At 51.7% G+C, this 12,709-nt stretch carries 13 protein-coding genes; 6 read left to right on the top strand and 7 right to left on the bottom strand.

Going from position 1 to position 12,709, the window contains the following annotated elements; translation table 11 throughout:
* Positions 1-2: 2 nt before the first annotated feature.
* Genes purC through dapA form a run of 3 tightly spaced genes read right to left on the bottom strand, consistent with a single transcriptional unit; the run spans position 3 to position 2,701 of the window.
* Positions 3-716, bottom strand: coding sequence for a phosphoribosylaminoimidazolesuccinocarboxamide synthase (gene purC, locus BZG83_RS09180; protein WP_077480221.1), 714 nt, complete (start codon positions 714-716; stop codon positions 3-5).
* Between the two features lie 59 nt (positions 717-775).
* Positions 776-1,807, bottom strand: coding sequence for an outer membrane protein assembly factor BamC (bamC, locus tag BZG83_RS09185; RefSeq protein ID WP_077480222.1), 1,032 nt, complete (start codon positions 1,805-1,807; stop codon positions 776-778).
* A gap of 15 nt (positions 1,808-1,822) precedes the next feature.
* Positions 1,823-2,701 (bottom strand): 4-hydroxy-tetrahydrodipicolinate synthase, encoded by an 879-nt coding sequence (gene dapA, locus BZG83_RS09190; protein WP_069587411.1) that lies wholly within the window; start codon positions 2,699-2,701, stop codon positions 1,823-1,825.
* Positions 2,702-2,972: 271 nt separating this feature from the next.
* Between dapA and bcp the strand changes: the two genes are divergently transcribed.
* Positions 2,973-3,443 carry a thioredoxin-dependent thiol peroxidase gene (bcp, locus tag BZG83_RS09195; protein ID WP_077480223.1) on the top strand — a complete coding sequence of 157 codons (471 nt, stop codon included), beginning with the start codon at positions 2,973-2,975 and terminating at the stop codon, positions 3,441-3,443.
* A gap of 81 nt (positions 3,444-3,524) precedes the next feature.
* Here bcp and BZG83_RS09200 read toward each other — a convergent pair whose 3' ends face one another.
* From BZG83_RS09200 to BZG83_RS09210, 3 genes are all read right to left on the bottom strand, one after another.
* Positions 3,525-4,961, bottom strand: a complete 1,437-nt coding sequence (locus BZG83_RS09200; protein WP_077480224.1) for an FAD-dependent oxidoreductase — start codon at positions 4,959-4,961, stop codon at positions 3,525-3,527.
* A gap of 104 nt (positions 4,962-5,065) precedes the next feature.
* The gene (locus BZG83_RS09205) at positions 5,066-6,145 is read right to left on the bottom strand and encodes an AI-2E family transporter (RefSeq protein WP_077480225.1); all 1,080 of its coding nucleotides are present in this window, start codon (positions 6,143-6,145) and stop codon (positions 5,066-5,068) included.
* 10 nt (positions 6,146-6,155) lie between these two features.
* Positions 6,156-6,377 (bottom strand): sulfurtransferase TusA family protein, encoded by a 222-nt coding sequence (locus BZG83_RS09210; protein ID WP_077480226.1) that lies wholly within the window; start codon positions 6,375-6,377, stop codon positions 6,156-6,158.
* A 168-nt stretch (positions 6,378-6,545) separates the two neighbouring features.
* Here BZG83_RS09210 and BZG83_RS09215 point away from each other — a divergent pair, with 168 nt between their 5' ends.
* From BZG83_RS09215 to BZG83_RS09230, 4 genes are read left to right on the top strand one after another with little or no spacing between them, the layout of a single operon-like run.
* Positions 6,546-8,024, top strand: a complete 1,479-nt coding sequence (locus BZG83_RS09215) for a beta-barrel assembly-enhancing protease (RefSeq protein ID WP_077480231.1) — start codon at positions 6,546-6,548, stop codon at positions 8,022-8,024.
* Between the two features lie 24 nt (positions 8,025-8,048).
* Positions 8,049-8,405 (top strand): arsenate reductase (glutaredoxin), encoded by a 357-nt coding sequence (gene arsC / locus BZG83_RS09220; protein ID WP_069587416.1) that lies wholly within the window; start codon positions 8,049-8,051, stop codon positions 8,403-8,405.
* On the top strand, positions 8,402-8,992 hold the full coding sequence (wrbA, locus tag BZG83_RS09225; protein WP_077480227.1) for an NAD(P)H:quinone oxidoreductase: 591 nt from the start codon (positions 8,402-8,404) through the stop codon (positions 8,990-8,992). The genes arsC and wrbA overlap by 4 nt, the downstream gene beginning before the upstream one ends.
* Before the next feature lie 36 nt (positions 8,993-9,028).
* A complete protein-coding gene (locus tag BZG83_RS09230) occupies positions 9,029-9,436 on the top strand; it encodes a DUF2069 domain-containing protein (protein ID WP_077480232.1) in 408 nt (135 codons plus the stop codon).
* Positions 9,437-9,490: 54 nt separating this feature from the next.
* Here the strand turns inward: BZG83_RS09230 and BZG83_RS09235 are convergent, their stop codons facing one another.
* Positions 9,491-9,976 carry a zinc ribbon-containing protein gene (locus BZG83_RS09235; RefSeq protein WP_077480228.1) on the bottom strand — a complete coding sequence of 162 codons (486 nt, stop codon included), beginning with the start codon at positions 9,974-9,976 and terminating at the stop codon, positions 9,491-9,493.
* A 107-nt stretch (positions 9,977-10,083) separates the two neighbouring features.
* Between BZG83_RS09235 and leuS the strand changes: the two genes are divergently transcribed.
* Positions 10,084-12,660 (top strand): leucine--tRNA ligase, encoded by a 2,577-nt coding sequence (gene leuS, locus BZG83_RS09240; protein WP_077480229.1) that lies wholly within the window; start codon positions 10,084-10,086, stop codon positions 12,658-12,660.
* Positions 12,661-12,709: the final 49 nt, after the last annotated feature.

The following is a 12,709-nucleotide window of genomic DNA, read 5'->3' on the forward strand; positions in this document are numbered from 1 at the left end:
AATTACAGGTTCAGGCCAATACGCTTCGCCACTTCGATGTAGGCTTCAACAACGCCACCCAAACCTTGACGGAAGCGGTCTTTATCCAGCTTTTCTCGGGTGTTGGCATCCCACAAGCGGCAGCCATCTGGGCTAAACTCGTCACCGAGGACAATGTTTCCTTGATGGTCAACACCAAACTCGAGTTTGTAATCCACCAGCAACAAGTCACCTTCAGCAAACAAAGCTTTCAGCACATCATTAACCTGATAGGTCAGCGCTTTCATGGTCTCCAGTTGTGCTTGTGTGGCAAATCCTAGCGACTCACAGAGCGATTCATTGACCATAGGGTCATGCAACGCATCATTTTTAAGAAACAGCTCAAATGTCGGTGGCGTCAACGCCGTGCCTTCTTCAACGCCTAGGCGGCGACACAAAGAGCCAGCGGCAATATTGCGGACCACACATTCTACTGGGATCATCTCCAGTTTTYTTACCACCGCTTCGGTATCAGACAGTAGCTGATCCATTTGGGTCGGGATACCAGCCGCTTCCAGCTTTTGCATGATGAAGTGGTTAAACTTGTTATTCACTTCCCCTTTGCGATCTAGCTGCTCTACTCGCTCACCGTCAAACGCAGAGGTGTCGTTACGAAAGTGCAGAATAAAGCGGTTTTCATCATCAGTTGCATACACAGACTTCGCTTTACCGCGATACAACTCAGCACGTTTTTCCATTACCTATACTCTCCATTAGGCGCTAAAAACGAGGGACGCCATAAGGCGTCCCTGGGTGATTATGGGGTTGGCGCATTGCCAAGCTGGGCAATAACCGCTTTCAGTGCAGGACTCAAGGCTTTGAGCGTTTCCTCTTTCACTGGTTTCCCTTTGCTGGTGGTCACGTTGATTGAGGTTCGGTTCCCCAAATCGCCTAACAGCAAGGTATAGCTATTATCGCTTAAACTAATTGGCGCAACGCCCAACGCTTGCCAGCTTTCATCGCTGGGCGCGACGTGGCGTGTTTTCACAGTGCCTTGCGATTGATTGCTGCTTTCAATCGAAAAACCGAGCGGCTTGATGATCGCTGGCAGCTTTTCCCACACCACATCATACGGCGCACGGGCAATAATAACCGGCAAACCGCTGCGATCAGTGCCAAAGCTGATTGGAATATCAGACTGCTGCTGCTGCGCGATACGGCGAGCCTCAGCACGTAAGGCAGCGTCATGACTCACCGTGATCAAATTAGTCATCAGGGTGTTATAACGTTCGCTTAGCGCGGGGGTCAGCGGTTGCTCACCTTTTTGCGCACGCCATTCAATCAAGTTGACACCGAGGGCGAAACGACGGCCCTGCTCTAGGCGGGCAATACGAAAGCGCGCCTGATGCTCGCTGTCTTCTTTTTCCCACGCAATCCAGCCCGTCTCGAGCTGATTCTCTTCGCGCTGAGCAACCGGGATGGTGCCGTCATCCGCCAAGCGCTCCACAGTTTGCCAAAGTGACGACAGCTGCTTTTCATTCACCACCGCTAAGGTAACCCCGCGGCTGTCTCGCTCAATACGTGCTCCCGGCACAAGGTCCAACACCTGACGCGGCGGACGAATGTCTACGTCTTTGCCCACCTCTCCCTCAAAATCTTGTGATGGGATTTGGTAATTGGTTGAAAAGTAGGGCGCTTGGTCTGGCAAAGTTTGCCATTCTGAAAGCGGGGTCGTGTTTAAATAGTCGAAATCATCTTTCGCCTGACGACGTTGCTCGGCGCCACCACTGCAAGCAACCAATCCGGTTACCATGATGGCACAAAGGCCGAGCCTAAATACTGGTTTCATTCGCACTCCAACAGCTTAAACAACACCTGCAACCTGCATGGCCTCGCGCACGGTGGGGCGCAAGTGTTCGCTTAATTCGGTTAATGGCAGACGTAGGTGGCCATCCTCAATCAAGCCCATTTCACGGACTGCCCATTTCACAGGAATCGGATTGGCCTCGTCAAAGAGGTGGCGATGCAATGGGATCAAGGTTTCGTTAATCGCGTGTGCTTGGTCAGCCTCTCCAGCACGGGCGAGTTGGATCATTTTCGCCATCTGTGCCGCAGCCACGTTATTGGTCACGGAGATCACACCGTGGCCCCCTGCAAGCACAAAATCGAGCCCTGTTAAATCATCGCCACTGAATAAGAGGAAGTCGTCGCCACAAAGTTCCTTATGAATGGCTACGCGGCTCACATCTGCGGTAGCATCTTTTAAGCCGATGATGTTGTCAAACTGCGCCAAACGCGCCACGGTTTCGGGTTGTAAGTCGACCGCGGTACGCCCGGGCACGTTGTACAAGATTTGCGGTAAATCGCTTGCTTCGGCGATCGCTTTGTAATGCTGGAACAAGCCTTCTTGGGTCGGCTTGTTGTAGTAAGGGGTTACGCTCAAACACGCCGCGACGCCTGAACCTGCAAACATTTTACTGAAGGTAATAGCTTCATGAGTGGCATTGGCCCCCGTCCCCGCGATCACAGGGATACGGCCATCGGCGAATTCCAAAGTCTTTAAAACAACCTTGATATGTTCGTCAACCGTAACAGTCGACGACTCACCGGTCGTACCAACTGCGACAATAGCATCGGTTCCCGATTGGATATGGAACTCGACCAGTTTTTTCAGGCTAACGTAATCAACTTCGCCGTGTGCATCCATTGGTGTGACAAGCGCCACAATGCTTCCAGAAACCATGTTTGTCTCCCTTCGTGTTAATGATGCAATGTTACTTTTGGCGTCTGGCAAACACAAGAACAACCCTACGCGCAACACAGGATTAGCAGAAAATTTTTTCGTCGCTGCCAGACCGTGTGATTAAGGTACCATTCAAGGTGACCACCATGGGGTTAATTTCCGGTCAAAGGATGTCAGCGCACAGTGATCGCCACATCAGCGGGTTGCGTAAATTCGTCAAGTCCCTATCATCGTTGAATAACTCGCGAACAACAAAAAGGAAACCTCTCGCATGCAAACCTTGACTGCTGGCGCCACCGCGCCTGACTTCTCACTACAAGATCAAAATGGCGATACGGTCACGCTTAGCCAATTCAAAGGCGACAAGCGTGTTCTGGTTTACTTTTACCCAAAAGCCATGACCCCGGGCTGTACAACGCAAGCTTGCTCACTGCGTGATACCAAAGCAGAACTGGATGCGTTGGACACCGTGGTGTTGGGGATAAGCCCCGATCCGGTAAAAAAACTGGCGCGCTTTGTTGAGCGTGACTCACTGAATTTCACCTTGTTAAGCGACGAAGACCACGCTGTCGCGGATGCTTTTGGCGTTTGGGGACCGAAGAAATTCATGGGTAAAGAGTACGATGGCATTCATCGCCTCAGCTTTTTAATTGGCAAAGATGGCAATGTTGAACATGTGTTCAACAAGTTTAAAACCAAAGACCATCACCAAGTTGTGTTGGACTACTTACAGCAAGCCTGATAGCGGTTATCGCCGTCCATTTCCCTTAACGACAAAGAGCATGGCAAACGCCATGCTCTTTTTTGGGGAGCCAATACACCATTAACCCACGGGTTTGGCTAATCCTTCTGGGTAGCCCCGCTCCGTCGCTAATTGACACGCGGTCGCAACAATCTGCGCGTGACTCGGACGCGGCAAAGGATAGGTTGCGTCAGGCGAAAGCCATCCAACATCTTCAAAGTGCGAGAGAATCTTGTTGATAGCAGTCAGTGCCGAAGAGGCTTTGACAATCTCTAAACGTGCATAACGCTCACCGTCGAACGACACATCAGAGGCACGCAAAGACGGGTCGTCTCCGGGGATCTGTTGTGCGCCACACAGTGGTTTGCCCCCCACTTCAGCGTCCTGAAAATCAGGGAGCCACTGCGCGAAGTGCGCAATTGCCCGCTCGGTGCGCTCGCAGGCATGTGACCATGACCAACCTTTATCGATATTTTTCACATACTCAGCAGCCACAGCCGGCTGCGCCGAGTCGTGGGTGCTACTGACTAAGCCACCTTCGAACAAAGTAATGTCTTTGGTCATGCCATGGAGTTGGAAAAAGCCATCAGGATACGGCGTCAGCTGCGCCATGCCTTGTGGCGTGCCGCGTTCACCGTGAACAATAATTTCTGGCCACTGACAAGTGCTGCTTGGCCAATGGGCAATGTAAGCCGCTTTGTATTCGACAAGACGACGACGCGCAAAGCCCGCTTGATCATCAATGGTGCCGGTTCTAAAACCCGCCGCATTAATCAGATAATCCACATCCGTTGATTGAACTTGCCCGTGTGCATCTTGGTAGGTGACTGTCCACCCCGCGCCATTTGCTTGGGTGTTAATCACTTTATGATTAAACGCGAGCTGGCAGTGCGAGACATCGGCAAGGGCCAGTTGCGCTTCAGCAGCAAGGCGGAAGACACTCAAACCATACTCTTGCACCAATACCAGCGGATACTTCATGCTATCGAGGCGCAAGGACTGCGCGACAGGCCACATCCAGCGTTCGGCCGCGTCGGTCAAACTTTCATACTCTCGCTGTTTCAGCGCAGCTAAATCGGCTTGATGAAAGAGGCGAAAATAATCTTCGGGCTCGCCCATTACCTTGTTAGCATTATCCATCTCGACAAGTTGCGCGTAGCGTGCTTGAAGGGTCTCTAGGCGCGCAACCACGCTATCCAGAGATCCTTTATCTTGCTGAGGAACCGCCAGAACCGTAGGACGGCGGTTGACTGAGTGTGGATACATGCGCACTGTCGCGACAGACTGCTCGAGCAAGGTTAAGCACTGATCGAGTGAAATCTCGCGGTAGAGGTTGCCCCCTGCATGCAAGTGGCAGATAGGTGGACCATTCACTAACCCAGTGCCTGCTTCAAACAACTGGGTGTCGATGCCACGCTCTGCCAGCCGCATCGCCGCCGTTGTTCCCGCGACACCGCCACCAATGACCGCGACACGAAACCGATTTACCTGTGTTTGTTGTTGCCTTTGTTGTTCCATGCCAACTCTTTTATATGTACTGCTTTTCTGGGCCAAACTGGTGCGGAAAAGGCACGCGCTTCCCCGCTCAACCTTGTTTATTAGAGCGGCGAACGTGGGATGGATCACTGACCATCAGGTTTCGGATCGTCCTCAAGCTCAATCACAGGCAACGCCTGCCAAACCGCCTTCACCAAGGTCGCCAATGGAATAGCAAAAAATACGCCCCAAAAGCCCCAGAGTCCACCGAAAACCAGTACGGCTATTATGATGGCAACGGGATGCAAGTTAACAGCCTCAGAAAACAGCACAGGCACTAATACATTGCCATCAAGCGCTTGAATCACGCCATAAGCAATCATGACGTACCAAAATTCAGGCGTGAGCCCCCACTGAAACAGCGCCACAATTGCGATCGGTAAGGTGACAACCGCCGCGCCGATATAGGGGATCAGCACTGAGAACCCGGTCGCTACGCTAAGTAGCACCGCATACTCGAGCCCCAACACGCTGAACGTCACATAGCTCACGCTACCTACGATCAAAATTTCCGTGACCTTGCCACGAATATAATTGGAGATTTGTTGGTTCATTTCATGACCCACACGCGAGGCTAAGCGTCGGTTACGGGGCAATAAACCTTTAAACATGGCCAACATTTCTTGCTTATCTTTGAGCAGGAAAAATACCAACAGCGGCACTAACACGAGATAAACCGCCAAAGCAACCAAGTTCACTAACGAAGACAGGGATCCTTTCACCAAGGTTTCGCCCATGCGCAGCACGTTATTTTGCAGCGTATCGACAAAGGTGTTGATCATATGAGGCTTGATCAATTCAGGGTAGCGTTCAGGCAAGCTCAGCATCAGCGCCTGCACGTTATTAAACATATTGGGCACATCCGCCACCAAGTTCACCCCTTGGTTCCAAATGGTCGGCACTAAACCAAAGGCCGCCATCATGGTCATGCCCACGAACAAAGTGCTGACCACCATCACCGACAAGGTGCGCGGCAAACCAATACGGGTTAAGCGATTAACAGGCCAATCCAGTAAGTAAGCAATCACAATGGCAGCCAGTAACGGCGCCAGCAAATTGCCAAAGAAATAGATAGTGATAAAGCCAACTAGCAAGATGGCAACCAAGCTCACTGCATGTGGGTCGGAGAAGCGCCGCCGATACCAGCGGTTTAACATATCAAACATAATCGATCCGTTATTCTTTGGTTACTTTCAAGCGCGCCTGTTGCGGCCTATCCAGCCACTCGATGGTAAAGGTTTGCTGTTCAAAATAGCGCGGAATGTCTTGTTGCGCGCCAGCATCCCCCAGCAAAATGATAAGCTGATCACCGTGTCCTAACTGTGCGGCAGCACGTTTGGCAAGCAGTAATGCCATCGGGCAGACATGCTCACGTAAATCAAGCGTTTGACATTCCATTCTGTCTCACCGGTAGGTATTATCGCCTGCATTGTAATGGACATTAGACAGAACGCCAACGAAACCCACACGCATTTTATTGGTCTGTATCCTAGGTTACATTCCGTTTGCTAACGAAAGGTTCACGCTATCATGCCGCTACGTGCTTTGCGCCATTCACACTCTCTTATGCCGTCTAAACGGTCGGGTCGCCGCTTGTTGGCCTATCTTTTAGCGGGCCTTTTGGCTACCGCCCCTGCTACCGCCAGCACCGAGCAATATGGATTCGATTTACCGGATATCGGCACCGCCGCTGCGGGAACGCTGACCATTGCGCAAGAGAAGGAATTTGGTGATGCCTATATGCGGATGCTGCGCGCCAGTAAACCCATTATCAGCGACCCATTGCTTTCTGAGTATGTGAATGCGCTCGGCCATCGTCTTGTCGCCAATGCCAATGATGTGCGCACGCCGTTTCAATTTATTCTCATTAATAACCAAGCGATTAATGCATTCGCGTTCTTCGGCGGTTATGTTGCTATGCATTCTGGCTTGTTTTTACATGCCAATACTGAGAGTGAACTTGCGTCCGTCATGGCGCATGAAATCGCCCACGTGACCCAGCGTCACTTAGCCCGCAGCATGGAAGACCAAGCCAAGAAATCCCCACTGACAGTGGCCGCATTGGTGGGGTCGCTAATGCTCGCCATTGCCGCACCAGAGGCTGGTATTGCCGCTGCCCATGCTGCCACAGCAGGCACCATTCAAAGCCGTATCAATTATACGCGCCGTAACGAAGAAGAAGCCGATCGGATCGGCATCGACACCTTAGCCCGCGCCGACTTCGATGTCAGCGCAATGCCTCGCTTTTTCACTCGACTGGCCGATGAATATCGCTATGCCAGTAAGATGCCGGAATATTTCAGCACTCACCCGTTACCCGAATCACGTATCACCGACTCTCGGGCTCGAGCGCGGCAATATCCTCAAAAGCGTGTGCCTCTGTCGCCCGACTACCACTTGGCACGCGCTCGCATTGTGGCCCGTTATAGCGGCATCGCCGCTGAATCGGCAATGGATTGGTTCACGCGTAAGCTGAAAAAAGCATCACCGGCGGAAAAGCAAAGCCTCAATTACGGCGTGGCGCTCTTGCACATTGATGCGCACCGCTTTGATGAAGCACGCGCTTTGCTGAAGCCACTTATCCAAGCGCAACCGAACAATCGCTTTTTTATCGATGCAATGACAGATCTTGATATCGGCGAGAAGCACTTTGACAAAGCACTTTCACGGCTGAATGATGCACTCGCCAATCAGCCCGATAATCGCGTCCTTCTCCTGAACCGTGCTTATACCTACGTCAAAGCCCAACGGGGTCAGGAAGCGATTCCGGCGCTCGAGCGTTATACCCACCAATATCCCGATGACAGTAATGGCTGGTTTTTGTTACAACAAGCGTACGAGAGTACCGGTACGCATCGGGATGGCGAGCTTGCCGCCCAAGGCGAGCGCTACGCGTTGCGTGGTCAATGGTCAAAAGCCATTCGTAATTACACCCAAGCCAGCCAACTTGTCGAGTTGGGAAGCTTGGCACAAGCACGCTATGATGCGCGGCTTGATCAGCTTCGTCATCAGCAAGCGCGCTTTAACGCCCTAAAAGATCGTTAATTCATTCAAATAAGGATATCTGTCGTGACCACTATTACGCTTTATCACAACCCGCGTTGTTCCAAAAGCCGTGAAACACTTGCACTGCTCGAATCCAATGGCGTGCAACCAAACATCGTTAAGTATCTGGAAACGCCTCCGTCTGCCGACACCTTGACCGCCTTGAAAGATAAGCTCGGCATCCGCTCATTTCGCGACATGATGCGCACCAAGGAAGCAGACTATAAAACCGCTCAGCTGGGTGATGCCAGCGTGACGGAAGCACAACTGCTCGACGCAATGGTCAACAACCCTAAACTCATTGAGCGCCCTATCGCTGTTAAGGCTGAGCGTGCTGTTATTGGTCGTCCACCAGAAAACGTTTTGGATCTTTTGGCATGACAAAAGTACTGGTGCTTTACTACAGCCGCTCAGGCAATACCCGCAAATTAGCGCAACAGCTAGCGCGAGGCATTGAATCTCAGGGCGTGGAGGCCGTGTTACGTACGGTGCCAGAATTGCCGAGTTACACAGACGGAAAAACACCGGCCCATTCAGCCAGCGATCCTTTTGTGACTCGCCAAGACTTGCTCGACTGTGACGGGCTAGCCTTGGGTAGCCCGGTGCGTTTCGGCAATATGGCCGCGCCACTCAAGCATTTTATCGACAGTACCAGTGCCGAGTGGCTCTCTGGGGCCTTAATCGATAAACCTGCCGCCGTGTTTGGGGCCGGCTCTATGCTTCATGGTGGACAAGAAACCACCCTGCTCACCATGACGGTGCCCCTGCTACATCACGGTATGATTCTTGTTGGCGTGCCGCACAGTGAAAGTGCACTGCACACCACCCAAGGCGGTGGTTCGCCCTATGGAGCCTCGAGTGTGAGCAACGCTCAAACCCCTTTGCTCGCCGATGAGAAAAAAATAGCCAATGCACTCGGCCAACGGCTCGCTTCACTCGCACGCACGCTCAACCCCACTAGCTCGTAAAAGGACATCACAGTGACTGACCCTCGTCTTGCATTGATGCGTAAACTCTCGCTTGCCAGCAACCTTGGCCTAATCGCTTGGGTAGCGCTTTGGCACGCCTACCTATCTCCTCACCCGCACTTAAACGCGTGGGCGGTCACGATCGGTTGGCTGGTGCCTTTGCTGTTGCCACTGCCTGGATTGATTAAGGGCAAAGCGTTCACTCACGCCTGGGCCAACTTTATTTTAATGTTTTACTTTTTACATGCCCTAACCCTGATATATGTCGATGAGGGCGAACGCTGGCTGGCGGTAGCCGAGCTTGTGCTGGTCAGCAGTGCATTTTGGAGCAATATTGTGTTTGCTCGCTGGATGGGAAAAGCGCAAGGACTCAAATTGCCTCGACTATCTCAGGTTGAGAAAGAAGAAAAAGCACGCTTTGAAGGTGCCAAAGGTGAAGAATAAGCCCGCCTGAGGCATGGATAACGCAAGGGCCGGGGTTGCCGGCCCACTTTTGCTTTAGGCTGGGTAAGCGCGACGGGTAAAAAAGCGATGCCCGCATTTCACACAAGGATGAATCACATCCACGCGATTATGGCGAGTCTGGTGCTGGCATTGTTCACATTGCAATATACCTAACCCCACAATCTCCCCGGCTTCGTACACCCCTTGATGCTGCAAATCATCAAACACTTCACGCCATTCCAGCTGCGTTCGATCGGTGATCTCCGCCAGTTGTTCCCAAATGGTGTCAGCAATCAGGTCGTTAAAAACCTCACTGTCTATCTCATCGGCCTGTGATTTGTCATATTGCGCGCCAAACGCTTTCACATCACGTTTGAAGTACGCCTCAATCAATGCCCATTCATCTTTGGTTAAATCCGCTGCGGCCTTAAGGTATTGCTCCGACAACTCCACCCAGCGCGCAAGGGATTCAGGACTGTTTTCCAGCGCTTCTTTAACGCGCTCGATGATGCTTTGTTGGGTATCTTTCTCTTTATTCATCGTCCTGCTCCTGATTCAAGTGTTGTTGCGGTCTTTGCCTTTCGTTATTCTATGACGATATTTCTCTTTCAGGTTTTACCTTTCTCACAGAATCTCGGAAGCCATCGATGCAAGAACAATATAGCCCGCAAGATATTGAACAAAAAGTTCAAGCCCATTGGGACGAAAATAAAACCTTTGTGGTTCATGAAGACCCTAACAAAGAAAAATTTTATTGTCTTTCTATGTTCCCATACCCCAGTGGTCGTTTGCACATGGGACATGTGCGCAACTACACCATCGGTGACGTCATTTCACGCTACCAGCGCCTGCAAGGTAAAAACGTGATGCAGCCTATCGGTTGGGACGCCTTTGGCCTACCCGCTGAGGGCGCGGCGATTAAAAACAAAACCGCACCGGCACCTTGGACCTACGAAAACATTGATTACATGAAAGGCCAGCTGAAAATGCTGGGCTTTGGTTACGATTGGAACCGTGAAGTCGCCACCTGTAGTCCAGATTACTACCGCTGGGAACAAGAGTTCTTCACCAAGCTTTACAACAAAGGCTTGGTATACAAGAAAACCTCGTCGGTAAACTGGTGTCCGAATGACCAAACCGTTTTGGCCAATGAGCAGGTACACGAAGGCTGCTGCTGGCGTTGTGACACACCGGTTGAGCAAAAAGAAATCCCTCAGTGGTTTATTAAAATCACCGACTATGCAGAAGAACTGTTGCAAGACATCGATAAATTGGATGGTTGGCCAGAAATGGTTAAAACCATGCAACGCAACTGGATTGGCCGCTCTGAAGGGGTTGAACTGACCTTTGAAGTAGAAGGCGATCACCCTGCACTGGATGTGTACACCACGCGTCCTGATACCCTGATGGGCGTCACCTATGTGGGCATTGCCGCTGGTCACCCACTCGCGGATGCCGCTGCCAAACAAAATCCAGCGTTGGCTGAATTTGTACAAGAGTGCCGTAACACCAAGGTTGCTGAAGCAGAGCTTGCAACCATGGAGAAAAAAGGCATGGCAACCGGCTTGTACGCGACACACCCTCTAAACGGTCGTCGTGTGCCTATCTTTGTCGCCAACTTTGTCTTGATGGATTATGGCACAGGCGCCGTCATGGCCGTGCCAGCACACGACCAGCGCGACTTTGAGTTCGCCAGCAAATACGGCCTCGATATTGAACCGGTGATCCTTGACGAAAATGGCCAAGCGCCAGATCTGTCCGAGCAAGCGCATACCGAGAAAGGCAAACTGTTTAACTCTGGCGAATTTGACGGCCTAGACTTTGATGCCGCGTTTAATGCGATTGCCGCCAAGCTTGAATCGCTGGGTAAAGGCAAGAAAACCGTTAACTTCCGTCTGCGTGACTGGGGCGTTTCTCGTCAGCGCTACTGGGGTGCACCTATCCCAATGCTGAACACAGAAGACGGTGAAGTGGTGCCTGTCCCTAGCGATGAGCTGCCTGTCATCTTGCCAGAAGACGTGGTTATGGACGGCGTGCAAAGCCCGATCAAAGCCGATAAGCAATGGGCGCAAACCCAGTATCAAGGCAAGCCTGCGCTGCGTGAAACCGACACCTTTGATACCTTCATGGAGTCATCTTGGTATTACGCACGTTATTGTTCGCCACAAGCAGACCAAATGCTCGATCCAGCCGCCGCGAACTACTGGCTGCCGGTGGACCAGTACATTGGCGGAATTGAACATGCGTGTATGCACCTGCTTTACTCACGCTTCTTCCATAAACTGCTCCGTGACGACAACATGGTCGACAGTGACGAGCCTTTTAAGCAGCTACTTTGCCAAGGCATGGTGCTTGCCGACGCCTTCTACTACAACGACGAGAAAGGCGTGCGAGTTTGGGTCTCGCCCACCGATGTGACCGTCGAACGCGACAGCAAAGGCAAGATCATCAAAGCTATCGACAATGAAGGACGCGAAGTCGTGCACACTGGCATGACCAAGATGTCAAAGTCGAAGAACAATGGTATCGACCCGCAATTGATGGTCGAAAAATATGGTGCCGACACCGTACGCTTGTTCATGATGTTTGCCGCGCCAGCAGAAATGACCCTTGAGTGGCAAGAGTCAGGCGTCGAAGGCTCTCACCGCTTCTTGCGTCGCGTGTGGAAATTGGTTTACGAGCACAGCGCCAAAGGTGCCGTCGCAGCACTCGATGCTAGCGCCCTGAACAATGAGCAGAAAGCACTGCGCCGTGACGTTCACAAAACCATTGCTAAGGTGAGTGACGACATGGGTCGTCGTCAGACGTTCAACACTGCGATTGCTGCGATTATGGAGCTGATGAACCGTTTGGTGAAAGCACCACAAGAGAGCGAGCAAGACCGAGCCGTGCTGGATGAAGCGCTGAAAGCGATTGTTGTGATGCTCTATCCAATCACCCCACACATCAGCTTTACGCTGTGGGAAGCGCTGGGTGAACAGAACATTGATGACGCCCAATGGCCACAGGCTGACCAAGATGCCATGGTTGAAGATGAAAAGCTCATCATCGTCCAAGTTAACGGAAAACTGCGTGCCAAAATCACCGTTGCCGCTGACGCCGAAAAAGATGCGGTCGAAGCACAAGCGATGGCTGATGAAAATGTGGTTAAGTTTACTGACGGGAAAACCGTGCGCAAAGTCATCTATGTACCAGGTAAACTGGTTAACATTGTTGCTAACTAAACAAGGAGCAGTAGCGTGACCCTGTTTCAACCTGTGTTTCGCTTCCTGC

This window comes from Salinivibrio sp. PR919, from assembly GCF_001995355.1.
Classification (GTDB): Bacteria; Pseudomonadota; Gammaproteobacteria; order Enterobacterales; family Vibrionaceae; genus Salinivibrio; species Salinivibrio proteolyticus.